The 25,916-nt window shown below is 58.9% G+C and carries 22 protein-coding genes; 4 read left to right on the forward strand and 18 right to left on the reverse strand.

Annotation, left to right across the window (positions count from 1 at the left end):
• Nucleotides 1-445: 445 nt before the first annotated feature.
• The gene (locus tag K8W16_RS00575) at nt 446-1,594 is read right to left on the reverse strand and encodes an ATP-grasp domain-containing protein (RefSeq protein ID WP_304120243.1); all 1,149 of its coding nucleotides are present in this window, start codon (nt 1,592-1,594) and stop codon (nt 446-448) included.
• 8 nt (nt 1,595-1,602) lie between these two features.
• Nucleotides 1,603-2,574, reverse strand: coding sequence for an ABC transporter ATP-binding protein (locus tag K8W16_RS00580; RefSeq protein ID WP_304120245.1), 972 nt, complete (start codon nt 2,572-2,574; stop codon nt 1,603-1,605).
• A gap of 419 nt (nt 2,575-2,993) precedes the next feature.
• Between K8W16_RS00580 and K8W16_RS00585 the strand changes: the two genes are divergently transcribed.
• The gene (locus tag K8W16_RS00585; RefSeq protein WP_304120247.1) at nt 2,994-4,604 is read left to right on the forward strand and encodes a glucan biosynthesis protein; all 1,611 of its coding nucleotides are present in this window, start codon (nt 2,994-2,996) and stop codon (nt 4,602-4,604) included.
• 129 nt (nt 4,605-4,733) lie between these two features.
• Nucleotides 4,734-7,196, forward strand: a complete 2,463-nt coding sequence (mdoH, locus tag K8W16_RS00590) for a glucans biosynthesis glucosyltransferase MdoH (protein WP_304120248.1) — start codon at nt 4,734-4,736, stop codon at nt 7,194-7,196.
• A 729-nt stretch (nt 7,197-7,925) separates the two neighbouring features.
• Here the strand turns inward: mdoH and infB are convergent.
• Genes infB through K8W16_RS00610 form a run of 4 tightly spaced genes read right to left on the reverse strand, consistent with a single transcriptional unit; the run spans nt 7,926 to nt 13,242 of the window.
• Nucleotides 7,926-11,117: a translation initiation factor IF-2 gene (infB, locus tag K8W16_RS00595; RefSeq protein WP_304120250.1), complete on the reverse strand. Its 3,192-nt coding sequence runs from the start codon at nt 11,115-11,117 to the stop codon at nt 7,926-7,928.
• On the reverse strand, nt 11,110-11,352 hold the full coding sequence (locus tag K8W16_RS00600; RefSeq protein ID WP_304120251.1) for a YlxR family protein: 243 nt from the start codon (nt 11,350-11,352) through the stop codon (nt 11,110-11,112). Before K8W16_RS00600 ends, infB begins: the two co-directional genes overlap by 8 nt.
• 4 nt (nt 11,353-11,356) lie before the next feature.
• The gene (nusA, locus tag K8W16_RS00605; RefSeq protein WP_304120252.1) at nt 11,357-12,622 is read right to left on the reverse strand and encodes a transcription termination factor NusA; all 1,266 of its coding nucleotides are present in this window, start codon (nt 12,620-12,622) and stop codon (nt 11,357-11,359) included.
• Nucleotides 12,619-13,242: a hypothetical protein gene (locus K8W16_RS00610; RefSeq protein WP_304120254.1), complete on the reverse strand. Its 624-nt coding sequence runs from the start codon at nt 13,240-13,242 to the stop codon at nt 12,619-12,621. The genes nusA and K8W16_RS00610 overlap by 4 nt, the downstream gene beginning before the upstream one ends.
• Before the next feature lie 498 nt (nt 13,243-13,740).
• Here K8W16_RS00610 and K8W16_RS00615 point away from each other — a divergent pair, with 498 nt between their 5' ends.
• Nucleotides 13,741-16,029, forward strand: a complete 2,289-nt coding sequence (locus K8W16_RS00615; protein ID WP_304120255.1) for an anaerobic ribonucleoside triphosphate reductase — start codon at nt 13,741-13,743, stop codon at nt 16,027-16,029.
• A gap of 11 nt (nt 16,030-16,040) precedes the next feature.
• Nucleotides 16,041-16,226 (forward strand): anaerobic ribonucleoside-triphosphate reductase, encoded by a 186-nt coding sequence (nrdD, locus tag K8W16_RS00620; RefSeq protein ID WP_077073998.1) that lies wholly within the window; start codon nt 16,041-16,043, stop codon nt 16,224-16,226.
• A 354-nt stretch (nt 16,227-16,580) separates the two neighbouring features.
• Here the strand turns inward: nrdD and nrdG are convergent, their stop codons facing one another.
• From nrdG to K8W16_RS00680, 12 genes are all read right to left on the reverse strand, one after another.
• Entirely contained in the window at nt 16,581-17,120 is a 540-nt protein-coding gene (nrdG, locus tag K8W16_RS00625) for an anaerobic ribonucleoside-triphosphate reductase activating protein (RefSeq protein WP_304120258.1), read from the reverse strand.
• On the reverse strand, nt 17,113-17,991 hold the full coding sequence (locus K8W16_RS00630) for a hypothetical protein (protein ID WP_304120260.1): 879 nt from the start codon (nt 17,989-17,991) through the stop codon (nt 17,113-17,115). The genes nrdG and K8W16_RS00630 overlap by 8 nt, the downstream gene beginning before the upstream one ends.
• 170 nt (nt 17,992-18,161) lie before the next feature.
• Nucleotides 18,162-18,428, reverse strand: a complete 267-nt coding sequence (locus tag K8W16_RS00635) for a hypothetical protein (protein ID WP_304120262.1) — start codon at nt 18,426-18,428, stop codon at nt 18,162-18,164.
• 62 nt (nt 18,429-18,490) lie between these two features.
• Complete coding sequence (locus K8W16_RS00640) at nt 18,491-20,197, reverse strand: YeiH family protein (RefSeq protein WP_304120264.1); 1,707 nt, start codon at nt 20,195-20,197, stop codon at nt 18,491-18,493.
• 272 nt (nt 20,198-20,469) lie between these two features.
• The gene (locus K8W16_RS00645) at nt 20,470-21,102 is read right to left on the reverse strand and encodes a tetratricopeptide repeat protein (RefSeq protein ID WP_304120266.1); all 633 of its coding nucleotides are present in this window, start codon (nt 21,100-21,102) and stop codon (nt 20,470-20,472) included.
• Nucleotides 21,099-21,500: a hypothetical protein gene (locus tag K8W16_RS00650; protein ID WP_304120267.1), complete on the reverse strand. Its 402-nt coding sequence runs from the start codon at nt 21,498-21,500 to the stop codon at nt 21,099-21,101. The genes K8W16_RS00645 and K8W16_RS00650 overlap by 4 nt, the downstream gene beginning before the upstream one ends.
• Before the next feature lie 3 nt (nt 21,501-21,503).
• Nucleotides 21,504-22,175, reverse strand: coding sequence for a YkgJ family cysteine cluster protein (locus K8W16_RS00655; RefSeq protein WP_304120268.1), 672 nt, complete (start codon nt 22,173-22,175; stop codon nt 21,504-21,506).
• Between the two features lie 195 nt (nt 22,176-22,370).
• A complete protein-coding gene (locus tag K8W16_RS00660) occupies nt 22,371-22,559 on the reverse strand; it encodes a 4Fe-4S binding protein (protein WP_304120269.1) in 189 nt (62 codons plus the stop codon).
• Between the two features lie 182 nt (nt 22,560-22,741).
• Complete coding sequence (gene thrC, locus K8W16_RS00665) at nt 22,742-24,178, reverse strand: threonine synthase (protein WP_304120271.1); 1,437 nt, start codon at nt 24,176-24,178, stop codon at nt 22,742-22,744.
• 101 nt (nt 24,179-24,279) lie between these two features.
• A complete protein-coding gene (gene hisF, locus K8W16_RS00670; RefSeq protein WP_304120273.1) occupies nt 24,280-25,071 on the reverse strand; it encodes an imidazole glycerol phosphate synthase subunit HisF in 792 nt (263 codons plus the stop codon).
• Entirely contained in the window at nt 25,064-25,699 is a 636-nt protein-coding gene (hisH, locus tag K8W16_RS00675) for an imidazole glycerol phosphate synthase subunit HisH (protein ID WP_304120275.1), read from the reverse strand. The genes hisF and hisH overlap by 8 nt, the downstream gene beginning before the upstream one ends.
• A gap of 37 nt (nt 25,700-25,736) precedes the next feature.
• Nucleotides 25,737-25,916 (reverse strand): hypothetical protein (locus K8W16_RS00680; RefSeq protein WP_304120277.1); only part of this gene is annotated, 180 nt, incomplete at its 5' end.

A 25,916-nucleotide genomic window follows, 5' to 3' on the forward strand; every position in this document is an offset into this window, starting at 1 on the left:
CGTACCGCATCCTCTTTGAATCCTTGAGAATAGGTTATGAATTTCCGTTCTGACATACAAATCCCCATCAGGTTACAAAGTTCAGCCTACTGGGGCTTTCTTACTTTGTCCACCTGATGGGGAGCATACCATCTCCCTACCGGAAACGGGGGCTCTTTCAGGCCGGGCCGCAAGACCTCGCCAGGCTTCCCCCCTCTTCCGCGGCCTGCTCCGCCCTCAAAATCCCCTTCACGGCCGACTCACTGTCTGCCGCACGGTCTCTCTTTCCGAAAGACAAATTCCCTCGCACCGGGACATGACGCTTCTCGTCACACCTGCAACAGCGCTCCCTTTCTCCCCATTCCTGCCGGTACCGCGCCCTCGTACAAAAGCATCTTCGGCATGGCCGAAAGACAAAAAAGCGGAACCCCCTTTCGGAAGTTCCGCAAAAGCAGATGCAAAACACTCAGTTCAGGTATTCCGTCAGGTCGCTTCGCAGAATATGGTCAAGCTCCTCCCTATTCTGAGACTCAGTTTCGGTGAACAGAAAGCCGAATACCGGCCCCGTATGGTAGTCGATAGGCCGCATCTCCAGCACCTTTCCGAAAGAGGCGCAGAGCCTGTCATAATTGAATACGTCCCCGGGCTTCAGGCTCGCGGGAGGATTGAGCACGATAAAAGAGTAGATGTTGTCTTCCTTTCCCTTCAGCAGGCTGTCCCAATCGGGACGGATATCATTCAGGAAATAGTCGTAGGTGCGGAAGCCGTAGGCGTGCAGCGAAAGGTCGGTGAGGCACCAGCCGGCAAAACGCAGAGGGTTGGCCTCAATAGGGATGATCCTGCCGTTCTCCACGCGAAGCTCCAGGTGTATGGGCAGGTTGCGCGCCCCCATCTCTTCATTCATGCGGTTAAAGAAATCCGTGAACGGCTGGAGGTGCTCCCGGATGATGGAAGCGCCGGAGCAGTACAGGCGGTCGCTCACGTCGTCGGCCGACGCGAACTCATGATGAAAAATGTTGACTATGACGGCTCTGCCTTCGCCGTCGTAGTAAAAGTCCACGGCGTATTCCTCGCCGCCGATGTACTGCTCCAGAAGAAAGCGGGTATTGGCCACCACACTTTCATCGTATTCCTTCTTCCAGTCGCAGGAATGACGGCGTATGTCGTCAAGAGCCCGCTTCCAGTCCTCCTCGTTGAAGATGGTGTACACTCCCACGCTGAAGAAGCCCACGGAGGGCTTCAGGATAAAGGGCGTTTTCAGTTCATGGAAGTCAATGTCCGTGAGTTCTTCCGCTGCGACTTCGCGGAAAAGAAAATCGGGGTAGATCTTCGCAAGCATACGGCGGAAGGCTGCCTTATCCTTGCACAGGGCTATGCCTTTCTGCAGACCCTTGTCCGGCGAATGCCGGAGTACCCACGACAGGGAATTCTCGCAGGTGGTGTAAATGCGCTCTCCCTGGGCGAGCAGCGCGTCGGCCTCCTCATCGGAAACAAGATGGAACGTCCCCTCGGGGGCGGCGGCAAGTGCGGCCTCGTTGCGTAATACGGGTACGCGACTTTCGGTCAGGTATTCCTTCAGTTCCCGGGACACATACTGTTTGTCGAGAATGATCATGCATATCCTCACAACGGAAAATGGCAGCGCACGGCATGCCCTTGGTTGACAGAAACAAGAGGAGGCTCCTCTTCCCGGCACAACGGCTTCGCATAAGGGCATCGGGGATGGAAGGCACAGCCAGGCGGCGGGGAGAGGGGACTCGGCATCTCGCCGGAAAGAAGCGCAGTACGCCCGCGGAGGGCTGGATCTCGCGATGGTGCGGCGGCCATGAGGGCTTCGGTGTAGGGGTGGGCTGCATGGGCGAAAAGTTCCCGGCAGGGGGCCGTTTCCACCACACGCCCCAGGTACATGACGGCGACTTTGTCGCTCATGAAACCTATCACCCCGAGATCATGGGAAATAAACAGGTACGCAAGCCCCATATTTTCCTGCATATCCTTCAAAAGGTTCAGTACCTGTGCCTGCACCGAGGCATCTAGGGCGGAAACCGGCTCATCGCACACCATGACGCCCGGACCGGCCACAATGGCCCGGGCCACGGCCACACGCTGCCTCTGGCCGCCGGAAAACTCATGGGGATATCTGTCGATATGTTCAGGCTGAAGCCCCACACGGGAAAGAATATCCTGCACCTTCTCCCGGCTCTCCCGCCGGGAAAGAGATCTTCCCGAAGCCTTTGCCGCAAGGACAAAGGGTTCCGCAATGCTGGAGCCCACCGTCTGACGGGGATCCAGCGAAGAAAAGGGATCCTGAAAAATCATTTGGATACGGCTTGCCTTCTCAAAAGCCGTCCATTCCCGCAAAGGGCGGCCGGAAAGCAGCACCTCTCCAGAAGAAGGAGAAAGAAGCCCCGTAGCTAAACGTGCCAGCGTGGACTTGCCGCAGCCGGATTCCCCCACCAGCCCCAGCGTTTCCCCGGGAAAAAGCGCAAGGCTCACCTTGTCCACAGCCTTCACGCTCGCCGGGCGCGGGTCGAAAAATCCCCTTCGCACGGAAAATTCCCGGCTTACCTGTATAAGTTCCAGCAACGCATCCATAAAAGTCCCTGTTTATCTATGATGAACGCACAGAGCTTTTGGCCATGAAAGCATGCAAAAGCCGCGCCGTAAAAGCCCGGAATACTCCTTATCCACACCGGGGCAAGGGCGTCCACGGCCGTGAACTTTCCAGCCGGATACCCAAAGGCCCCTGCGGAGGAAAACCGATCCGGCGAAATATTCTACCTTAGCCTTCTCCGTGCCGCAAGGGGATAAAATCTCTGGACATAGAGCCGTTCCGGCTTTAAGTAGGGAGGAAAGAAGAAGCTCAGACAAGTCCCCGGCGGCCGGCGCGGCCGGAAATGCCCCGGGCAGAGTCCGTATGCCGCCCCGGCCGCGCATGCTGCGGCGCTTTTCTACAATCGGACTCTAATGTTGTGACGGATAGCGAATCCCCAATCTTCAGGGAGTTACTTTCTATGTTTCATCGCATGCTCATGTCCTTCTGCCTGCTGGCCGCCCTTCTTGCGGAACCTTTTTCCGCAGGCGCCGCAGAACCCTTCACCTTCGCCGACGTGCAGGCCAGGGCGCAGGATCTGGCAGCCACGGCCTATGTGCCTTCCACACCCGTGCCCGACTTTCTCACTAAACTGAACTATGACGAATGGAGCTCCATCCGCTACCTGCCGGAAAAGGCGCTCTGGGCTGAAGAGGGCTTGCCCTTCACCGTGCAGTTCTTCCACCCCGGCCTCTATTACGATATGCCCGTGCGTATGCATATCGTCAACAGTGACGGTGTGGAGGATATCACCTTCGACACGTCCCTTTTCCAGTACGGAAGTGAAGAACTCTCCAAGCAGGTGGCTCAGGCCAAGAATATGGATTTCGCGGGGTTCCGCCTGCACTATCCGCTGAACCGCTCCGACTACAGGGATGAACTGGCCATTTTCCTCGGCGCTTCCTATTTCCGTGCCCTGGCTGCAGATACCCACTACGGCATCTACTCACGGGGGCTCGCCATAGACACCGCCACGTCGCAGGGCGAAGAATTTCCTTACTTCCGGGAATTCTGGATCGTGAAGCCTGCGGCGGATGCGGCAAACATCACCATCTACGCCCTGATGGACAGCCCGAGCATGGCCGGGGCCTACCGCTTCATCATCACGCCCGGCGCCCCCACCGTCATGGAAGTGAAGTGTGCGCTCTTCACCAGAAAGGGGGCCAAGAACTTCCAGAAAATAGGCCTTGCCCCTCTTACCAGCATGTTCTTCTACGGGGAGGAGAAAAACGGCCGCCCGGGCGACTATCGCCCCGAAGTCCACAATTCCGACGGCCTGCTCTATGTGAACGGCGACAAGCACTGGTTCTGGAGCCCGCTTGCCAACCCCAAGCGCCTCAGCGTGAACACCTTCCCTCTTCCGAACCCCAGGGGCTTCGGCCTCATGCAGCGCGACTCCGACTTCAAGAGCTATCAGGACATAGACGCAAAATACGAACAGCGCCCCTCCCTCTGGGTGGAACCGGAAGGCGACTGGGGGCCCGGTACTCTGAACCTTGTGGAAATCCCCACGGAAGACGAGATGCACGACAATATCGTGGCCTTCTGGACTCCCGACAAGCCGCGCGACAAGAACAATCCCGACCAGCCCGAAGCGGAGCTGCGCTACCCCGACACGCAGATGTACAGCTGGAAGCTGTACTGGATGCAGCCGCAGACCTCGCGCCATGGGCTCGGCCAGGCGACTTCCACCCGCATTTCCCGGAACGCGGATACCATGACCTTCCATGTGGACTTCGCTGGCGGGGAACTTGCCACGCTGCCGGAAGACACGGGCCTTGCCAGCATTGTGGAAACGCCCGAGCCCATCCCCCTCCTGGAAAAGAAACTCCTGCGCAACGATGCCACCGGCGGCTGGAGGCTGGAATTCACCGTCCGGCTGCCCAAGGAGGAAGGCGTGATCGAAAGCCTCATGGCAGCGCGCAAGGGCCCCGTCAACCTGCGTTTCCGCGCCCTGCTCAAGAAGGGGGAAAACCTCCCCGATCCCATCACCGAAACCTGGATCTACGACTGGCAGCTCCAGCCTCAATGATCGAGAACTACGGAGGCTTCGGCGCATCGCCGGGGCCTCGCCTTCCGGGACGTATAACAGGGCTGGAAGACTCCGTTTTCCGCCCTTTTTCCCGGCGGCACGCAACCTCCAGCCTCAAAAGGTTTTCGCATGAATACCTATCAGGATATGGATTTCCGCGTCCGCGACCGCGTTCTTCTCTACGCGCGCGGCCTGAACCTGTCGCCCAGGGAAAGTGTGGATCTTGCCCTGGAAAGCCTGAAACGCTGCTCCTCCGACCACCCCGATTATGAAGAGGCTCTCGTATGCCTGCATGCCATACTGGCGGAAAGAGGCCGCGAGCTCATACCCGGTGACGACGCTCCCCACCTCATGTCCGCCCCGGGCATGACACGCAGCTCCATGCTGGCAGAAGAACTGGACCGCACTCCCTGGATAAGCATTTTTAAAAAGACGCTGAGCCGCCTTTTCCGCATCTTCCCTTCCGGCATGAAGGAACGCGCTTCCTGGAAGGACAGTGCGGAGCGCCAGCGCCGCCAGCTTGAGTGGGAGCGCGTGGCGGGCCGCCGCCGCAGCCTGCTCATGACGTTCATCCTCGTGCCCGCGATCATCGGCGCCTACCTCATGTACAGCATTCTGCCCCAGCAGGGCATAGAAGCCGTGAAAATCGTGACGGCCGTGCTTTTCGCCATCCTGTTCGGCTGGATTTCCATAGGATTCTGGATGTGCGTGGCAGGCTGCTGGGTACTGTCCCGCAAAGTCGACCGGCTTGCCCCCACAAGGGGCTGCGATGAGGCGACCATCCCCGATACCTGCCGCACGGCCATACTCTTTCCTGTGTACAATGAAGACCCGCATAGATACATGGCCGGCATCGCCGCCACCTGGCATTCCCTGGTGCGTACCGGGGAAAGCGACAAGTTCGATATCTTTATCCTGAGCGACTCCACCAGCCCCGACGCCTGGGTGGCCGAGGAGGAGGCATGGTATGAATTCTGCCGCAACGAGCAGTGCTTCAACCATATCTTCTACCGCCGCAGACGCAACAACACCAAGCGCAAGAGCGGCAACGTGGCCGACTTCTGCCGCCGCTGGGGCGCGCAGTACAAATACATGATCGTATTCGACGCCGACAGCGTCATGAGCGGCCGCACCATGGTGCGCATGGTGAAATCCATGGAACTGCACCCTGAAATGGGCATGATACAGACGCCGCCTCTCGCCGTGAACATGAACAGCCTGATCGCCCGTGTTCAGCAGTTCGCCAACCATCTCTACGGCCCCGTATTTGCCACAGGGCTGCACTTCTGGCTGCTCGGCGACGCCCAGTACTGGGGACACAACGCAATCATCCGCGTAGACCCCTTCATCCGGCACTGCCAGCTTCCCACCCTGCCGGGCCGCGGCCCCCTTGCGGGCGATATCCTGAGCCACGACTTCGTAGAATCGGCACTCATGCGCCGTGCAGGTTACGGCGTATGGCTGGCCTATGACCTCGACGGATCCTGGGAAGAAACGCCTCCCTCCCTCATCGACGAGCTCATCCGCGACCGCCGCTGGTGCCAGGGCAACCTGCAGCACAGCCGCCTCATCTTCTCCGGCGGCATCTTCCCCACGCACAGGGCTCTGTTCATCAACGGCATCATGTCCTATGCCTCGGCCCTTCTGTGGTTCTTCTTCCTGGTGTTCAGCTCCATCCAGGCCGTGACGGAAGCCTTCATCCCCCCCTCCTACTTCCCGAGCAACCCCACGCTCTTCCCCATCTGGCCCACATGGTATCCCAAATGGGCCCTTCTGCTCCTCGGCAGCACCTGCATCATGCTCTTCATGCCCAAGATCTTTGCTATCATCCTCACCCTGCGCAAGGGCGGGGCAAAGAACTTCGGAGGCAAGCTTCCCATGTGCCTGAGCGTGCTGGCGGAAGTTGTCATTTCCACCCTGCTCGCCCCCGTGCGCATGCTCTTCCACAGCTTCTTCGTAGTCACCACGCTGCTCGGCTGGAAAGTGTCGTGGAATACCCAGAACCGCAGCGACATGGGCACGACCTGGGGCGATGCCATACGCTTCCACTGGTGGGGCACGCTCATCGGCATCATCTGGGGCGGACTCATGTGGCTCATCAACCCGGGCTTCTTCTGGTGGTTCTCGCCCATCGCCGTGGGGCTTGCACTTTCCATCCCCCTTTCCGTGTTCACAAGCCGCGTGAGCTGGGGTATGGCCGCCCGCCGCATGGGCCTGTTCATCACTTCCTCGGAGCTTAAAGAAGAGCCGGAGCAGGCCGACATGCACAAAGAGCTCGCCCGGCCCGACCGCTATTCCCCCTTCACCATCGCACCCTCCCGGGGCTTTACCCGCGCCGTAGTCATCCCCCGCGTGCACGCCCTGCACATCGCGCTCATCCGCCGCCGCACCTGGGAGCGGCCCATAGGGGAAACCCGGGAAAAAATGCGCCGCGCCCTGCTGGCCAAAGCCTTGGAAAAAGGCCCCTTCGGCCTCTCCAAGCAGGAAAAATCGGCCCTGCTCATGGATCCGCGCCTTCTGCACGAACTGCATAAAAAAGTGTGGCAGCTCAATCCGGAAAAAGGCCACGACTGGGGCGTCGCCCAGAACTGACGAATTCCGCACATGAAGGCCCGGGAGAAAATTTCCCCCGGGCCTTCATCCTCAAAAACCGGCTGGCAGCGGCAAGGCCGGACAAGTCTGGCGACGGCCCCGACACGAACACGCCGCCCTTCCCTCCCGATGCGGCACCTTTCCCCGGCGGGGCTCCTTCACGCTGCTCTCTACGTCGTCAGCCTTTTCGCCCTTCCGCTTTTCATACGTTTCCGACGCTCGGACACGGGCAAGGAAGTCCTGTTCCGGCCGAATATCCGACGCATCCACGACATATTCCCTTATCCAGAGAGAAGAGAAGCACCGTGCAGGCGTACAATATGCGTCGCCCCCGTGCGGCACAGCGCAAGAAGCTGCACAGCGAAAAGCGGCTCATCCCCAAGCCTTTCAGCACAGCAGGAAAAAGGTCTTCATGCTCCCCGGGGGAAAATTCCCCGGGCTTTTTCATACGCATCCACAATCCCGGCAGGGGGTATGCCCTTTCCGGCATTTTTGTAAAGGCTCTTTTCTCCTCCGCTGAACAAAGTCTACGGCTTCAGGATATCCTTCCGACTCTCCCCCCATGCCTGGGGCCTTCTCTTTCCGAACAGTTGACGGTTCCTTCATGGAAAGCCCTGTGTGCAACATCCATGAACTGTTTTCGATAAGCGCTTAACATGAAGCGGGCGGGAAGCATGCTTCCCGCCCGCGTTTTCTCATAAAGGCTCCGCCTTCCGGCGCTCCCCGGTCTTAATCGAGGGATGCCGCTTCTTCCACCAGCTCAAAGGCTTCGATGACGTCCCCGATCTTGATATCATGGAAGTTCTCAAGACCCACGCCGCACTCAAGGTTGCGCACCACTTCGCGGGCATCGTCCTTAAGACGCTTGAGGGAAGCGATCTTGCCGGTGTACACCACCACGCCGTCACGCAGCAGGCGCACATTGGCAGTACGGGTGAGCTTGCCGTCCGTAACCATGCAGCCCGCAATGAGGCCGACCTTGGGCACAGAGAAGGTCTGGCGCACTTCGGCCTGCCCCAGGTACACTTCCTTGGACACGGGAGCAAGAAGGCCCGCCATGGCGCTTTTGATCTCATCCACAAGCTTGTAGATGATATCGTAGAAGCGGATATCCACCTGCTCCTGTTCCGCCACTTCCTTGACCTTGGCCGTAGGACGTACATTGAAGCCGATGATGATGGCGTTGGAAGCTGCGGCCAGCATGACGTCGGATTCGGAAATTGCGCCCGCACCGCCATGGATGATATCGATGCGCACCTTCTCGGTGCTGAGCTTGCGCAGCGATTCGGTAATAGCTTCCAAGGAGCCCTGCACGTCGGCCTTGAGCACCACGTTGAGCACCAGGGTTTCCTGAGCGTCCGCGCTCTGCTTGAGGAAGTTCTCCAGCGTCACGCGGGACACCTTGGCCAGTTCCTTTTCCCTCAGCTTGGTGGCGCGGGATTCGGCGATGCGGCGGGCCGTCTTTTCGTCGTCGAGGCACACGAATTCCTCACCGGCTTCCGGCACTCCTTCGAAGCCCTGGATTTCCACAGGCATGGAAGGCCCGGCTTCCTTGATCTTGCGGCCCTGATCGTTGAAGAGCGCGCGCACGCGCCCGGCGAACACTCCGCAAACGAAGACGTCGCCCTGATGGAGCGTGCCTTCCTGCACCAGCACGGTAGCCACGGGGCCACGCCCCTTGTCGAGCTTGGCTTCCACCACATGGCCGCGCGCGGGCTTGTCGGGGTTGGCTTTAAGTTCCAGGATCTCGGCCTGAAGGGCGATGAGTTCCAGAAGGTCGTCGAGGCCCTTGCCGGTTTTGGCGGAAACCATACCCACCACAGTGTCGCCGCCCCATTCTTCCGGCTGGAGGCCCAGCTCGGAAAGCTCGCGGAGCACGCGGTCGGGGTTGGCGGTTTCCTTATCTATCTTGTTCACGGCCACCAGAATGGGCACACCCGCCGCACGAGAGTGGTTAATGGCTTCACGGGTCTGTTCCATGACGCCGTCGTCGGCGGCGACCACGAGCACCACAAGGTCGGTGACCTGTGCGCCGCGGGCACGCATGGCGGTGAATGCCGCATGGCCGGGCGTATCAAGGAAAACAATGTCGCCACGCTTGGTCTTGACATGGTAGGCGCCGATATGCTGCGTGATGCCGCCGGCTTCGCCGCTGGTCACGCTGGTCTTGCGTATGGCGTCGAGCAGAGAGGTCTTGCCGTGGTCGACATGGCCCATGATGGTCACCACGGGAGGACGGGGCTTCAACATTTCCGGCGTGTCGGCGGAAGCAGGAAGCAGATACGCCTCTTCGGAGAAGCCCACCTTTTCCACTTCATAGCCGAATTCCGAGGCCACCAGCGTGGCGGTGTCGATATCCAGGGCGTTGTTGATGGTGGCCATTACGCCGAGGCCGAAGAGAATCTTGATGATCTCACTGGACTTCACGCCCATCTGATGGGCCATGTCCGCCACGCGGATGGATTCTTCCACGCGGATCTTGCGCTTGGCAGCCTTCATGGGCTGGGTGGACTGGCTGGGCGCCTGATGCTGCTGCTTTTTGGGCTTGTGCGAACGACGGGTGCGCACCATGCCTTCGTCATCGTCCATGTCGGGCCCGCCGTGGCGACGGCTGAAATCGTCGGAATCCTGAGGGAAGTCCACGGAACGGCGGCTCTTATTGTTGCGCTTCTTGCGGCTCTGTTCCCCTTCAAGGGGCGGCTGCTGGCCGAAGGGCGTCGCAAAAGGAGCGCCGCCGGAGGAACGGCCACCGGAAGGACGGTTGCCCGAAGAGCGACGGTTGTCACGCTCCCTGCCGTCGCGGTCGCGGCCTTCACCCTCACGACCTTCGCGGGCGTCGGGGCGCGGAGCGCGGGAATCGCGCATGTCGCGACGCCCGCCGTCACGGGTGCCGTCGCGACGACTGTCCCCATCACGGCCGGAACGGCCTTCCGAAGGAGAAGCCGGACGCACGATACGGGCCTGTGTGGGGTCGGGACGGGAAATCACGCGCACGCGGGGAACGCCTTCCGAAGCGGCGGGCTGAGCCTTTTTACGGGTATCCTCGCCTTCCCCTTCCTCAGGGGTATGGCGACGTTCCTGCACAGGAGGCAGCAGACTGGGCTGAGAAGAACCTTCAGGTTCCGCCGAAGCGGCGGGGGCACGGCGAGGACGATCTCCCTTGAGGGCCTCGACCTTTATCTCAGCAGCGGGAACGACCTTCACTTCCTGAGCGGGTCTTTCCACCACTTTGGCCTCGGGGGCGGCAGATGCGGGCCTCGGCGTCACGATACGGGCCGCAGGTACTTCCACCTTGCGGGCGCGGAGCATTTTGTCCTGACGGGATTCTTCGGCCTTCACTTCCTGCACGGGAGCGGCCTTTTCTTCCGCCTCGGGCTTTTCCGCCGCTTTTTCCACAGGCTTTTCTACGGCAGGCTTTTCCACCACCGTCACCTTTTCCAATGCTTTTTCCGCCACGGCTTCAGAAACGGAAGGCTCGGCTTTCGCCCCCACGGCGGCAGGCGCAGGTTCCGGCGTCACGATACGCGCCGGACGCACGATACGGGCCACAGGAGATGCCTCACGGGGGGCCCTGGCTTTTTTGGGTGCCTTTTCCACAGCAGGCACGGCCTTCGCCTCCACAGGAGCGGCTTCGGACGCGGCGGACTGAGTCTCACCGGCGAGAGGAGCGGCCTTCTCTTCCACTACGGGCGCGGCAGGAGCTTCCGCTGCTGCCGGCTTGGAACGACGACGTATAATAACATCCTTGCGGACAACTTCCACAGAGGCCTCCGACTTTTTAACCTTGACTTTTTCGTATTCTTCCGGGGAGAGAGAACCTTTTACCGTCTTTTCTATCCCGGCCTCACGAAGGCGGGCTACAAGCTCTTCGGGCTTCATGCCCTGCTCGGTTGCGGCATCCTTTATCTTTATCCTATCCATTCTTGCTCCCCTTGTGAGATTTGCGCCTGAACTTCATGCCTGCGAAGCGCTCCCGGCAATGCGGATCGTCGCATACATACCAGCCTCTGCCGGGCCTCGTCTGAGCTTTATCCGCTTCCAGCCCGTTCCCGGCGACAACGCCTTCTGGGGCAGGCACATGACGCATAAGCTGCGACTTGGCAAAGCGCCGTCTGCACACGACACACATGCGGACGGGCTCCTGCCTTTCCGCCATGCTGCTATTCCTCTCCCGCTTCCGGTTTTTCCCCTTCCACCACGGGGCTGAGGAAATTCACGGCGGCTCGCAGATCGGCAATGCGAGCGTCGGTAAGGTTCAGCTTTTCCGCAAGTTCCGCGTTGGTTGCCCCACGCAGGGCGTCCAGGGAGCGGAAGCCGGCTTCCATCAGCTTGTCCACCGGAATCTCGGCCACGCTGGCCACCTGCTCCAGGCCGCGGCCCGCGGCATTGGCCTCATGATAGCGGGATTCGGTGAAAATATCGATTTTCCAGCCCAAGAGCTTGGCCGCCAGCTTGACGTTCTGCCCCTTGCGGCCGATGGCGTTGGTGAGCTGATCGTCCGGAACGGTGACTTCCAAGAGATTGGAAGCTTCGTCCACATTGATACGGGAAACCACGGCAGGAGCCAGGGCGTTGCGGGCATAGGTGGCAATATCGGGATTCCACACCACGATATCGATGCGCTCGCCGTGAAGCTCCTGCACTATGTTCTGAATACGGGAACCGCGCACGCCCACACACGCACCCACGGCGTCGATATCGCGCTCGCGGGAGAGCACGGCCACCTTGGCGCGGGAACCGGGGTCGCGGGCCACTCCCATGATCTGCACGCTTCCGTCGTCCACTTCCGGCACTTCGCGGCGGAACAGCGCAGCCATGTAGTCACGGTGGGCGCGGGAAATGATGACCTGCGGACCGCGGCCTTCACGGCGCACGTCGATGATAAGGGCCTGGATGCGGTCGTTACGCTTGTAATGCTCGCGGGGAATCTGCTCCTCACGGGGCAGAAGAGCTTCGGTGCGGCCGAGATTGATGACCCAGCCGCCCTTGTCGCGGCGCTGCACCATGCCGCTCACAATTTCACCCACGCGGTCCTTGAATTCCTCGTAGATGAGTTCCTGCTCGGCGTCGCGCATGCGCTGGATGATGACCTGCTTGGCCGACTGTGCGGCAATGCGGCCGAGATCCTCCACTTTGAGACGGAAGCCCATTTCATCATCGATCTGGATGGAAGGATCGTGCTGACGGGCCTCTTCCAGGGAAATCTGGGTAAGGGGGTCTTCCACTTCTTCCACCACGAATTTGAACTGGAACACCTCAATGTCGCCAGTGTCGTCGCTGTAGTGCACTTCCACGTCCAGATCGTCGCCGTACTTGCGCGTTACGGAGGTGCGCACGGCTTCCTCAAGGGTGCTGACGAGCATGTCGCGGTCGAGCCCCCTGTCCTTGCTGATCTGTTCAATGGCTTTTTTAAGTTCCAGGCTCATGCTTTGTTACCTCCGCCTTTGCCGGATGCATGCTTTGCGTTCTTTCCGGCTCCGGGCTTGCTGGTGTCAGGAAAAACGGGTATGAGGCGCGCCTTCTTCACCTGGTTCCAGCGGATAGTCACCTCCGCAGGCTCAGGCTTCTCGCCGGAAGCGGGCACAAGAAGCACCTCCATGATGAACTCTTTGTCGGAAACGGACTTGAGCGGCCCCTTGAACTTGCGCCGCCCGGCAATATCGGGATGCGGATCCGTGAGCGTCACGTCGATATCGCTCCCCACATAGGAAACAAGCTGGGCGGGCTCGAAGAACATGCGATCCATGCCGGGAGAAGAAACTTCCAGCACCCAGGCGTCGGAAAATACCTCGTCCACGTCCAGGGCCAGCCCCACCATGCGGGAAATTTCCGCGCATTGATCGACGGAAACCCCCTCCAACACGCCGTCCTCACCGGTTCCGGCATCTGCGCCGCCTGCCGGAGCGTCCACATACACACGCACCACCGTGCGCCCTCCGGCCACCACTTCAATACCCCAGAGCATCAGGCCGAAAGAGGCAATCACCGGTTCCGCCGCCTCACGGACGCGGCGGACGATCTGCTCAGCAGAAAGACCTTTTCCCATGCATCATACCTTATATAATAAAAAAAGGGAGGCCGTCGTCAGGCCACCCTACCAGACCGCTTTGCGCGGTGCATCAGGATGTAAGAAAGGCAAGATCCGAAATGAACCTTACCTTCCACTGCGTGCAAACCTTTTACCTGCGACTTCCACCCTTGTCAAGAGTTCAACCCTCACCTTCCGAACCTGCTTCCAACACAAAAATTTTTTTAGACCGCGCCGAAGCCGCGCCTGCAGTCAAATCTCATGAAAAGAAATCCCGCTAAGCTTCCGTTCTTTCCGACACGACGCTTGACCCGCTCCTTCCGGCAGGCTAGGCTCTTCTTCTCAGGTTGGGGAAAATGGGTTCCCACACCTTGGAAAACGCCTGAAAACCTTGTTCACAGAATTTGGAATTCCGGCTGTTTTTGTCAGTATAATCAATATATTATCATAACACCGAGTACTCGGCGCAATCCCTGGCAAAGCCAGGATATAAGGTTCAGAGGGTTCAGAAAAGGTATGATCCGCTTCATCAAGAAACGAGACTCACGCATAGTTCCTTTTGACATAGCCAAGATAGATGAGGCGATCTTTCGTGCGGCAAAAGCTCAGGGCGGCACCGACCGCGCCATGTCCCGCAACCTGGCCGATCAGGTGCTCGACATGCTTGAAGCGGAAGGTAACGATACCCCCGACGTGGAACATGTGCAGGATCTGGTGGAAAAAGCCCTCATAGAGGCCGGACACGCCCGCACCGCCAAGGCTTATATTCTCTATCGCAACGAACGCACCCGCGTGCGCGAAATGAAAACCGGCCTCATGAATACGCTGAAGGATCTTTCCTTCACCGATGCCAAGGAACTGGACCTCAAGCGTGAAAACGCCAATATCGACGGTGATACCCCCATGGGTACCATGCTCCGCTACGGCAGCGAGGCGGCCAAGGCCTTCTATAAAAACTACCTGCTCTCGCCCGAGTTCAGCCGCGCCCACGAGGAAGGGGATATCCATATCCACGATCTCGATTTTCTCTCGCTCACCACGACCTGCTGCCAGATCGATATCAAGAAGCTGTTCAACGGCGGATTCAACACCGGCCACGGCTTTCTGCGCGAACCCAACAGCATCCAGTGTGCAAGCGCCCTGGCCTGCATCGCCATACAGTCCAACCAGAACGACCAACACGGCGGGCAGAGCATCCCCAACTTTGAATACGGCCTCGCGCCCGGCGTAGCCCGCAGCTTCATCAAGAATATCGACCTTGCCCTCGACATGCGCGACGCGCCGGAGGATTTCCGCGCCGAGGTGAAAAGTTCCCTGCGCACCCATGCCTTCCCCACCGGGGAATATGCCTCCTTCCGCTCCATTCTCAACAAGGATGGGCTTGCCTTCGTGCGCGGCGAGCTCACGAAGCGTCTGCCTGCGGCCGAAGCCGACCATGTCATTGAAAAGGCCATAGCCAAGACGGACAGGGATACCTATCAGGCCATGGAAGGGCTTCTGCACAACCTGAACACCATGCACAGCCGTGCCGGCGCACAGGTTCCGTTCAGCTCCATCAACTACGGCACGGATACCACGCCTGAAGGCCGCATGGTCATAAAGAATACCCTGCTGGCCGAAGACGCCGGGCTCGGCAACGGCGAAACGCCTATTTTCCCCATCCATATCTTCAAGGTGCGCGAAGGCTACAGCTTCAACCCGGAAGACCCCAACTACGACCTGTTCAAGCTGGCCTGCCGCGTGTCCGCCAAGCGTCTGTTCCCGAACTTCTCCTTCATGGATGCGCCGTTCAACGCCCCCTATCTCAAAGGCAACGACCCCAACCATGAAGTGGCCTATATGGGCTGCCGCACCCGCGTCATGGCCAACCGCTATGACAACGAGCGTGAAACCACCTTCGGCAGGGGCAACCTCTCCTTCACATCCATCAACCTGCCCCGCCTGGGGCTCAAGCATCGCGGGGATGTGGAAGGCTTTTTCGAGGAATTCAACGAAAAGATCACCCTGGTGTTCGACCAGCTTCTCGAAAGGCTGGAAATCCAGAGCCACAAGCGCTGCCGCAACTACCCCTTCCTCATGGGACAGGGTATCTGGCTGGATTCCGACGAGCTGGCCCCGAGCGACGAAGTGGGCGAAGTGCTCAAGCACGGCACTCTGACCACCGGATTCATCGGCCTTGCCGAATGTCTGAAGGCGCTCATCGGCGTCCATCACGGCGAATCCGAGGAAGCTCAGGAGCTCGGCCTGCGCATCGTGCGCACCCTGCGCGAACGTGCCGACAAAAAAGGCGAGGAAACCGGCCTGAACTTCACCGTCATCGCCACCCCGGCCGAAGGCCTGGCCGGCCGCTTCGTCAAGTACGACCGCAAGATTTTCGGCAACATTCCGGGCATCACCGACAGGGACTACTACACCAACTCCTTCCATATCCCGGTGTACTTCCCCATCAACGCCTTCAACAAGCTGCGCCTGGAAGCGCCCTATCACGCGCTGACCAACGGCGGGCACATCAGCTATGTGGAAGTGGACGGCGACCCGCTCAACAATCTCCAGGCCTTCGAGGATATCGTCAAAGCCATGAAGGAGATGGGGATAGGCTACGGCTCCATCAACCACCCCGTGGACCGCGACCCCGTTTGCGGCTACACCGGCATTATCGGCGATGTCTGCCCCCGTTGCGGGCGCCACGACGGCGAAGGCATCCCTCTCTCCGTTCTGAAACAGATCAAGGGCTACATACACGACAGCCGCAACAGCGACGAACGTAGCGAAGCCCACGACAAAATTGCCAATATCAAACTCTAAGGAGCGTTCTCATGGTTCATTGCAAATCCGATGTGGCTGCCGCCACCGACCAGATTCTCGTCGGTTCCAATGTCAAGTTCGAGCGTATCCGCCGCATTACCGGGTACCTCGTGGGCACGCTCGACCGCTTCAACGACGGCAAGGCCGCCGAAGAGCGCGACCGCGTCAAGCATTGCAGCATGGACAACTGGAAGTAACCTTCGCCTGCTGGCGATGAAGGCGGGGGGCGGAGCATCAGCTCCGCCCCCCGCCTTTTTTCACAACTCGAGCTTTCCAGATAAGTTCCGGCTCAGAAAAAGCGTATTCAAGCCCTCCCAGAGCTTTTTTCCCGGCCTTTTTTCACCACTGAAAGCAAACACACTATCCCGAACCGAAGAAGACCGCATCCGCCTGCCGAAAGGGCTATTTCATCATGAAAAGGTACGCCCCCATCAGAGACGTCTCCTTTTTCCACCAAAACGCCTTTTCAAAGGCGCCACGACCGCACGACAAAGGCCCGCCGCTCCTTTTAAGGAACGGCGGGCCTGACCTACTCTGCCGAAGCAGACCCCTCAGCGCTTCGTCGGCCCGTGCAGCTCATCCAGCACGGGCAACCAGCCGTTTTCCCTTGTGGCAGCCATGTTCAGGATACGCTGATTGCGCGAGCCGCGGAAGCGCAGCTCCAGAGATTTCTGCTCTTCCACAAAGGGCCCATCCACCAGAATATCCAGCAGGGAAAGCAGTTCCCTGCAACCTTCCTTCTGCAGAAGCTGCTCCAGGGTATAGCCGCTGAAAGCCATGAGGTGATAACCGCGCCTTTTCAGTTCCTCCGCCAAAGGCAGCAGCGCCCCGGCCTGCTCAAAAGGCTCTCCCCCGCTGAACGTGATGCCGTGCACCAGAGGATCTCCCTGTATGCGGGAGAGTATCTCATCGGCGGAAACCGGAGTCCCTCCTTCAAAATCCCAGGTCTGAGGATTCTGGCACCCCTTGCAGTGCATACGGCAGCCCTGAAGAAAAAGCACGAAGCGAAGCCCCGGTCCATCGACGATGGACTCTTCAATCACTCCCGCAACGCGCAGCATCGTGTTCTTCAGAGCATCCATATTACGCATTGCCTTCCTGTTCCGTGGATTCTTCAGGAGAGGCTACGCCGCCGGCTGTATCATCGACACGCCCCTGGAGCCAGAAAATCATATCCACATCGTCGCCTTCCTGAGGTACATACCCTCTGTGACAGACCTTCTCCGACGCATAGATAATGGCATAGACGGGCTTTTCGGGATTACCGAAGCCTATGCCGAAACGATACACCTTGATCTGCGCCTTCTCCGGACCGAACATGAAGCTGTCGACATCGAAAATGGAGGCATGGCACTGATATTCGCTTAAATGTTCGCCAAGATCCACGATGGTTTTCCCCTTGAGAGGAATCTTGAGCGGCGGCACGTCGAGGCGCGTTTTGGTGGGATTGGCCTTCATCCACTCCAGCGCATGCTTTTCATAAGCCGGACCTTCCGTCACCGTCAGTTCATCCAGAAGGGCACGGCGTATGCCGAAGCACAGACCGGAAAGCAAAAATGTGCAGGTCTTCTCCTTCACGTCGCCTTCCGTATCGCGGAAAAAGAGCGGATCATAGAACCACAGGGGAGGGAAGCCCTCGGGCTGAGCAAGAATCTCACCCGCATATCCCCCCTTCCAGGCGTATGTGTCTTTGATGGTAAGGCTGTTGGCAAAGCCCTCCATAAAAGGCGTCACTGCGGCGACGGAAAGCTTGCCCTCGGGCTTGCCCGCCATAAGCACGGACGTGCGCAGAAGCGACTCGCTGGGCCAGGCCATGAGGATGCGCTCCACGTTTTCGTCCTTTTTGCCCCATGCGGGGCGGCTTCCGCCAAGCTCCAGCGTGGTGGAGATGACGCCGGGAACATCGTCAGAACTGACTCCGAGGACAAACCACTTGTCCCCCATACTTTCAAGATGCTGCATATGTTTTTCCATAAATAAAGATTTTGCGCCGCCCCTTCCGCGTGCAAAAGGCCCGGCGACTCAACCTACATACCACACGGGAAGCCGCAAGAAAATAGGCTTTCCCGGTCAAAAAAAATGCCGAAGGCATCAGCCTGCGGCATCTTGCGAGAATCCCCAAAAGGGACAAGCTACATGGAGGAGGCCCGGAGTTCTATGGCCTTCTGCACGGCCTCGCGGGAGGCCATTTCACTGTCGAGAGTGACCGGCACATCCGTATAGTAAATGGCTCCGGCGGAAATGTCGTACTTGGCCTGCTGATCGCGGGAATGGCGAAGCGGTGGAACCACGTCATATACCCACGGCAAAAATTCACCCAGAAAAAGCCATGCGGCCATGCTGAGCACAACCAGCTTCAACCATGCGACTTTTCGGCTGGAAGAGGAGAGATGTGTCATTTCAAGTCCAGAGCCCGCACCGCCGAAAGGCGGTGCGGGCAAAGTGTCAAAGGTTCAGAGCGTTAGATGCTCGCGGTGATTTCCGGGAACACCTTGTAGAACATAATCCAAGCCATCAGGAGGGTCAGAGCGAGGTTGAAGGACTGACCGCAGACGTACAGGATGATGGGCTTGCCGCCCTTGAAGTAGCCGGCGAGTTCCTTGAAGTTGGTGGCAAGACCGATGGAGATGAAGGCCAGGGAGAAGAACCAGCCGCGCAGAGGCACACTGATCTTGTTGGTACCGTTGGAGATCAGGGCATTGCCAAGATCGGCACCGAGGTTACCGGCAACAGTGGACAGCACAATGGAGGCAGCGAGGAAGCCGATGACGAACTTGGGGAAGCGGTTCCAGATTTCCATGGGACCGACCTTCGTACCTTCTTCATGAGCTTCCACCTTGGTAGCAAAGTAAATGGCCACGCAGAAGGCGCTCACACCGATGAGGACGTTCTGGATCATCTTGATGGTAGCGGCAACCTGCAGCGCCTTGGGGCCGATGAAGGCGCCGGCGGCGGCCACAGAACCCGTGGCGTCGATGGTACCGCCGATCCAGGCGCCGCCGAGGACTTCAGGCATACCCACAGCCTTGATGAAGGCAGGCATGACGATCATCATGATGGCGGTGAACACCATGGAAAGGCCGACGGACAGGGTCAGTTCTTCCTTCTTGGCGCGGCAGGCGGCAGCCACGGCGATGGCGGCGGAGGTACCGCACACGGACATGTCGGCCGAGATGGTGATGTTCAGGGTCTTGGAGGGCATCTTCAGGACGGTCTGGCCGAAGATGTAGGTGGACACCAGGACGATGGGGGTAACCACCCAGGCCACGAAGATACCGGGGATACCGATGGCGAGGATCTTGTTGAACAGAACTTCGGCACCGAGCAGTACGAGGCCGGCCTTGATGAAGTATTCCACCTGCACGGCAGGCTTGATCCACTTGGGCGTACCGATGGTGTTGGCAACGACCATACCGACGATGATGGACCAGATTTCAGCGTTCAGACCATAGGTGGCCGTAGGCTTGTAGCCGCCGAGGAAGTTGGCGAAGATGCAAAGAACATACACACCGAGGAAGCCGATGAAGTACTGCACCATGTTGGCGCCCATGACGCCCATGCCGACGGCGGTGATCACGCCGAGGGAGATGCCGAGGACAATGAGGCCGGGGATCAGATTGGTGTCGGAACCGATCTTGGCCTTGGCCTTGGAAGCGGCACTGTCGGCCTTCTGCCAGTCGGCAATGGCGGTTTCGGCGGCCTTGTTCAGGTCGGCGTTCTGATAGGAAGCGGTAGCGGCGGCTTCCTGAGCCGTCTTGGCGACGGTCAGGGCTTCAGCAGCGGCCTTGGCAGCAGCTTCAGCGGCGGGCTTGGCGGACTCGTCGGCATGAGTGATGAAGGAATCAAGAGGATTCCCGGACCACTTGGCGGGCGTCTTCAGATAGGAGATGATGGTCTTCGCGGCCGGCAGCTTGTTGCCCGCCACGGCCTTCTTTGCGGCCTGAGCCTGAATAAGTTCAATGGTCTTGATGGGCTTGGCCTTCTCAGCGGCGATGACGGCGTCATACTTGCTGAGCTGGGCTTCAATGTCGGCACGACCATTCATCATGATGAGGCCGGAGATGATCAGGATGAAGAAGCCGATCCAGATCGCCCAATAGTCTTCCTTCAGCCAAAGGTCAGACCATTTCGCACGGCCATCGTCAACGACAATGTTTTCATTTGCCATAAAAAAGTCCCCTGCTTAAAAAATTAAAAACAATCTCTCCTCAGGCCCATTTGTACCTTCAATAACAAACTCGTGCTCTATTGACAAGTATTTGTCCGGCGGCAAAATATCCCTTCCCCAAAAGGAAAAGAAACTGCCGCCTCAGGAGCGCGCGGTTGCCGGGAAAGACAAAACCGGCGACGTCAGAACCCTTTCAGGCCTGCGCGCCGGTGAAAAACTCTGGAACCTGCCCGCTCTTCGTACAAAAAAAGTCTTTTTTCCGCAAGCTCCAACTAGGCGTTTTTTTCCGCTTCCTTGAGCAGATTCCAGTAGTCGTCGGGAACATCATAGCCGAACTCGCACGCTTTCTCCGCGTACTCCTTGGCTTTTTCCACATCGCCAAGTTCAAGGCAGGCGAGGGAAAGATTATTCCAGGCAGGCGCAAAGGAGGGCTCCTGCTCAAGAACCATCCGGCTCATTTCCGCGCTCTTTTCATATTCCCCCTTCATATACAGGGCGGAAGCGAAGGTGGCGCGGGCCTGAATGTACTTGGGATCCCAGGTGAGGGCCTTGTGAAGCGCGGCGATAGCTTCATCCACTTCCCCTTTCTGGAGATGCACAAAACCGATATTCCCCCAAGCCACGGGGAACTTGGCGCGACATTCCGCGGCTTCCTTATTGTACTGCATGCAACCGTCAAGATCACCGCGGCGCAGACACAACCCGCCGAGCTGTACGAAGGCTTCGGCCATGTGCGCGGACTGACGAACGGCGTTCAGGAAACATTCCTCCGCCTCAGTGTAATCTCCGAGGGAAAGCATGGCCACGCCGAGGTTATAGTGATGAATGGCGCATTTCGGATCTTTCTCAATGGCTTCCTGAAGATCGTGGACATATTCATGGATATCGGTATAGCGGTCTTTCATCGGATGTGGCCTTCCTTTTTTAGGAGTTCATGGTACCAGGCGGCAAACTCATAGGTGCCGAGAAATTTCTCCTGCTTGTTCACCACGGCTACGGCACCTTCCATGGCGCCCTGGATAAAGGCTTCGCTGGGATCGGATTCCCCGGCAAGCTGCGCCTCGCACTTCTTGGAACGGATGAATTCCTGCATGAGCTGCTGGGCCGTGCGCTTCGTTATGTCGGTACGTATTTCAATGGGATCATTGGGCTCGGGAAAAGGATCCCAGTTCTCATAGCCGATGCGGTCGATGAACTTGCGACGGCGCGCGGGAATTTTCTCATACAGGTCCCGCTTGAGCTTTTCTTCCTCATGGGTAAGACTGCGGGGTTTCTCATTGCGCAAAAGCGGAGCTATGGACATGGGCTACTCCTTGGGGGACGGCCCAATGCCGAGATAGGCATCGTCGTATCTGGTGATGAGCGCCATAGACACGGGCACATACACACGGTGCAGCTCACGGAAGCGGGAACCGACGGCGGAGCCGATACGACGGCTCATGTCCGCCAGGCGGTCCTGTATGCGGTCAAGCGCCACTGTAGGGTAGGGCTGCCCTTTTTTGAAACGACACTCTCCGCAAACATGGGCCTTGCCGTGAATGGAAGTGGGAATACCGTACAGGCGGCAGGTGATGGGGCGGTGCTCATAAAGCAGGCAGGTATTGTCGAGTCCGAGCAGCGGGCAGCGCACACGCTCCTTCGCGGCCTCCACCATGATATCCTCGTCGGACATACCCTGGCGGGCCTGCTGGAAATAGTGCCTTTTCAGACGGGTGAGCTGACGGTCGGCGTCGCTTGCGGCCTGAAGCACAGCGGAACGGCGGATACCGAAATCGAATTCCCTGTTGAACGCCCGGTTCAGCGCCATGGCTTCCACGAGGGAAAGATCGAAAGCCGCATGGCAACAGCTGCTGCACCCCGCAGTGCATGCCACTTCTTCGGGGAACTGATGTTTCACACGGTCGAAAAGCTGATCGGCCTGCGCGGCAAGCTGTTCGTACTCCTGAAAGATAGCGTCCAATTCCGGGTTGGTTTTCATACATCTCACCAGAAAACGGTTAAAAAACCGCCGGATGAGCAAAGCCCATCCGGCGGTAACAGGCTCACACGGGCCGCCGGAAAACGGCGGTTCCGTCAGCGTTCACGGGCGACTCCAAGCCTTTTGCGGACTTTTTGCGACACGTCGCGCAAAGCCCGGGCGGCCTGCGCCGCCCTCGCCGGAATAGCCGATGCGTTAGTCTTCTTCGATCACGATGGCGTCGTGTTCGCAAACACCGGTGCAGGATTCGCAGCCAAGGCATTCTTCAGCGTTCACGGGATCGCTCTTGCCGTCGTGCATTTCCCAGACAGACACAGGGCAGATATCCACGCACTGACCGCAACCGACGCACTTGTCCGCGTCAAAAGTAATCTTGTAGCCCATAACAGCCTCCAAGGTTCGGCCGAAACAAGGTTCGGCACTAGTTAATAATTCCGAGTTGAGTCGGGATACTTGTCTGGAGTATCCGATGAATGAGGGATAGCCTGTGAGACACACGCTGTCAAGCGGCTTCTCCGCAATGCGCCCGTATCCGGCCTTTTGCGGAAAATTCAGAAGCGCACTCCCTATGCCCTGTCCAGACCGGCGGCATCCGCCACGGCAAGGGCCGCAGCCCGGGTGAACTCCCCTTCGGGCATGGCGGCGCGCTCTTCGGCGGTAAGCAGAAGCTTCGGATGATTCACAAGTTCCTGGCGTGCCTTGACGCCGTATCCGGCAGGGAAGGAATCCTCGAAATACATATTCTGGAACCCTGCGAACTTGAGGGCGTGAGCCGTGGAGTCAAGGATACAGAACTCCTCCTTGCCGAGCAGGCCGAGCTTTTCCGCCTTCAGCATGCCCGCGAAGCTTTCCCCGCCCTGCGTGCAGGCGATATGGCCGTGGCGATTGGCGAGAATCATGGAATCCATAATGGCCTGTTCCGTGACCTGCACAACATCGAACCGGCCGCCCAGGGCCTCGAAGCGTTCCACCAGATTCTTCACGCGGGGGAAGGAGACGGGGTTGCCTATCATGGCGGCCTGCGCCACGCTGGGCTTTACGGGCACGGGGTGATACTCGCGCTCTTCCTTCGGACGGCTGTAATACCTCCACACAGGGTCGGCATGTTCGGACTGCACTCCCACAATGTGCGGCAGCTCTTCAATGATGCCGAGACGGTACATCTTCAGGCAGGCGGAAATCATGGAGGTGATGTTGCCCGCGTTGCCGATGGGCATGAACAGGGCCTTGTCCGCCATGTCCCAGCCGTACCACTGGGCCGCCTCGTAGGCATAGGATTCCTGCCCGAGTACACGCCAGCTGTTTTTGGAGTTGAGCAGGGCCACACGATAATGTTCGGCCAGATATTCCACCACCTTCATACAGTCATCAAAGACACCGGGCACTTCCAGAACCTGTGCGCCGGAACCGAGAGGCTGGGAAAGCTGTGCGGGCGTGACCTTACCGTGGGGCAGAAGCACCACGGTGCGGATAGGGGCCCCCACATAGGCCCCATACATGGCGGCGGCGGCTGAAGTATCGCCCGTGGAGGCGCAGATGGTGAGCACTTCCTTCCAGCCGTTTTTACGCACCAGGGATTTCAGATAGCTGTAGGCCCCGGCCATGCCCCTGTCCTTGAAGGAAGCGCTCGGATTCATGCCGTCGTTCTTATAAGCGAAACGACGGCCGACCAGGGCCTGAAGCTCGGCGGAAGCCTCAATGACGGGCGTATCGCCTTCGCCGAGATACACAATATCCTCTTCCTCCAGCACGGGAGCCATAAGTTCATAGAAGCGGAACACACCACGCAGAGTCGTGGTGCGCGTGGCACGACGCGCGTCGAACAGGTCGCGCCAGTACTGCGCACCTTTTTCCTTCATGTCGTCGAAATCAAGGTCTTCCAGCAGAAGAACCCCGCCGCAGTCGGGGCAGGTATAGAGAAGGGCGTCCACCGGGTGGCGTCGGCCGCAGTTCATGCAGACATATTCCATGCGCGCGCGGCGCGTGGGGAAATCGTGAGCCATGTCGTACTCCTCAGATGATGGGCGTGTAGAAAGGGGCAAGCATAGGCGCTTTGCCCTCCGGCCGCAATATTGCATGCATCCCGTGAAAAAACAGGGAGCCTCTATACCTTCCGCACCGGCACCCCGGCTTTTTCCATGTAATCCTTGAGCTCCGCGATAGTGTACTGCCCGTAGTGCACAATGGAGGCCACCAGCGCGGCGGAGGCTCCGCCTTTCGTCACGGCGTCCACCAGATGCTCAGGTGCTCCCGCCCCGCCGGAGGCGATGACGGGAATAGTCACCGCATTGCAGATCATATGGGTGAGGTTAAGCTCATAACCGTCTCTCGTACCGTCGGCATCTATGGAGTTGACGCAAAGCTCCCCGGCCCCGAGTTCCTCGCAGCGGCGTGCCCAGGCTATGGCGTCGATACCCATGGGCTTGCGCCCGCCGTGTATGACGATTTCATACCCGGAAGGGCACGCCGCGCTCACATCGACACGCTTCACGTCCATGCCCACCACCACGGCCTGAGAGCCGAAGGCGTCCGCCCCGCGGCTGATGAGAAAAGGATCCTTCACTACCGCGGAGTTCACGGAAACTTTTTCCGCCCCGGCAAGGAGCACGGCACGCATGTCTTCCACGGAAGAAATGCCCCCGCCCACGGAAAAGGGGATGAAAATATTGCTCGCCACACGCTCCACGACATCAAGGAAAATCCCCCGCGCTTCGCAGGAAGCCGTAATGTCGTAAAAAACGATTTCGTCCGCACCTTCTTCATAATAGCGGCGGGCCGTTTCCACCGGATCGCCTATATCCACGTTTCCCTTGAACTTGATACCCTTGGTCAGGCGGCCGCCCCGCACGTCGAGGCAGGGAATGAGCCTTTTGCTCAAATGGCTTTTTTCAGACACGGGAGGCCTCCCGGCAGTACTCATAAAAATTCGTCAGAAGTCTCAGGCCCGGGCGGCCGCTCTTCTCGGGATGGAACTGCACAGCCCAGAGGCCGGGGCGGCCGTATACCGCCGCGAACTCACATCCGTAACGGCTGGTGGCAATGACAAGCTCCGGGGCCGGGTCGGTATAATAGCTGTGCACGAAATAAAAACGCGCGTCTTCCTCCACACCCTCCAGAAGCTCGGAGGGACGCTTTTTCTCCAGCGTGTTCCAGCCCATGTGCGGAATACGGATAGGTTCCCCTCCGTCGCGCCATTCCGGTTGAAAACGGCGGCAGACGCCGGGCACGATGCCGAGCGCGGCTGTATCGTTCTCCTCGCTGTGCTCCAGAAGTATCTGGCAGCCGAGACAGATGCCGAGCAGGGGTTTCTGCATGGCGACGACCTCGCGCAGGACCTTGTCCATGCCTGTGGAAGTAAGCTGGGCCATGGCCTGTCCGGCCGCGCCCACGCCGGGAAAAATTACGCCCTCGGCGTCAAGTATGGTCGAAGGATCGGCCGTGATTTCGGCAGGAATATCCAGAGAACGCAGCGCTCTTATGACGCTGGTCTGGTTTCCCGCCTTATAGTCGAGAATGGCAAGCATCGGTATGACCTAGGTTGAAGGGATACGGCCCAAGGGGCTAAAAACTTATGCCGGTCTGCATCTGGCTGCCGGCGCGGGAATAGCCGCTCCCCGTGCCGATTACCGTAGTCATGCTGCCGTCTACCTTCACGTTGTCCAGCCTGTCTTCGCTCAGACATCCGGTAAGGCAGCATCCTAACAGGAGCATAACCGCAAACGGGAAAAGAAATATTCTCAT

The sequence above is a fragment of the Mailhella massiliensis genome, assembly GCF_020741395.1.
GTDB lineage: Bacteria > Desulfobacterota > Desulfovibrionia > Desulfovibrionales > Desulfovibrionaceae > Mailhella > Mailhella massiliensis_A.

What these genes read in the sequence shown, in the direction of transcription:
- hisH (WP_304120275.1), bottom strand. Translation starts at nt 25,699, where the DNA reads ATGCTTGCCATTCTCGACTATAAGGCGGGAAACCAGACCAGCGTCATA.
- K8W16_RS00575 (WP_304120243.1), bottom strand. Translation starts at nt 1,594, where the DNA reads ATGATCATTCTCGACAAACAGTATGTGTCCCGGGAACTGAAGGAATAC.
- K8W16_RS00630 (WP_304120260.1), bottom strand. Translation starts at nt 17,991, where the DNA reads ATGCAGCATCTTGAAAGTATGGGGGACAAGTGGTTTGTCCTCGGAGTC.
- K8W16_RS00585 (WP_304120247.1), top strand. Translation starts at nt 2,994, where the DNA reads ATGTTTCATCGCATGCTCATGTCCTTCTGCCTGCTGGCCGCCCTTCTT.
- nrdD (WP_077073998.1), top strand. Translation starts at nt 16,041, where the DNA reads ATGGTTCATTGCAAATCCGATGTGGCTGCCGCCACCGACCAGATTCTC.
- K8W16_RS00580 (WP_304120245.1), bottom strand. Translation starts at nt 2,574, where the DNA reads ATGGATGCGTTGCTGGAACTTATACAGGTAAGCCGGGAATTTTCCGTG.
- K8W16_RS00650 (WP_304120267.1), bottom strand. Translation starts at nt 21,500, where the DNA reads ATGTCCATAGCTCCGCTTTTGCGCAATGAGAAACCCCGCAGTCTTACC.
- K8W16_RS00655 (WP_304120268.1), bottom strand. Translation starts at nt 22,175, where the DNA reads ATGAAAACCAACCCGGAATTGGACGCTATCTTTCAGGAGTACGAACAG.
- mdoH (WP_304120248.1), top strand. Translation starts at nt 4,734, where the DNA reads ATGAATACCTATCAGGATATGGATTTCCGCGTCCGCGACCGCGTTCTT.
- infB (WP_304120250.1), bottom strand. Translation starts at nt 11,117, where the DNA reads ATGGATAGGATAAAGATAAAGGATGCCGCAACCGAGCAGGGCATGAAG.
- K8W16_RS00645 (WP_304120266.1), bottom strand. Translation starts at nt 21,102, where the DNA reads ATGAAAGACCGCTATACCGATATCCATGAATATGTCCACGATCTTCAG.
- K8W16_RS00640 (WP_304120264.1), bottom strand. Translation starts at nt 20,197, where the DNA reads ATGGCAAATGAAAACATTGTCGTTGACGATGGCCGTGCGAAATGGTCT.
- K8W16_RS00610 (WP_304120254.1), bottom strand. Translation starts at nt 13,242, where the DNA reads ATGGGAAAAGGTCTTTCTGCTGAGCAGATCGTCCGCCGCGTCCGTGAG.
- thrC (WP_304120271.1), bottom strand. Translation starts at nt 24,178, where the DNA reads ATGGCTCACGATTTCCCCACGCGCCGCGCGCGCATGGAATATGTCTGC.
- K8W16_RS00600 (WP_304120251.1), bottom strand. Translation starts at nt 11,352, where the DNA reads ATGGCGGAAAGGCAGGAGCCCGTCCGCATGTGTGTCGTGTGCAGACGG.
- K8W16_RS00635 (WP_304120262.1), bottom strand. Translation starts at nt 18,428, where the DNA reads ATGACACATCTCTCCTCTTCCAGCCGAAAAGTCGCATGGTTGAAGCTG.
- nrdG (WP_304120258.1), bottom strand. Translation starts at nt 17,120, where the DNA reads ATGCGTAATATGGATGCTCTGAAGAACACGATGCTGCGCGTTGCGGGA.
- K8W16_RS00660 (WP_304120269.1), bottom strand. Translation starts at nt 22,559, where the DNA reads ATGGGCTACAAGATTACTTTTGACGCGGACAAGTGCGTCGGTTGCGGT.
- nusA (WP_304120252.1), bottom strand. Translation starts at nt 12,622, where the DNA reads ATGAGCCTGGAACTTAAAAAAGCCATTGAACAGATCAGCAAGGACAGG.
- K8W16_RS00615 (WP_304120255.1), top strand. Translation starts at nt 13,741, where the DNA reads ATGATCCGCTTCATCAAGAAACGAGACTCACGCATAGTTCCTTTTGAC.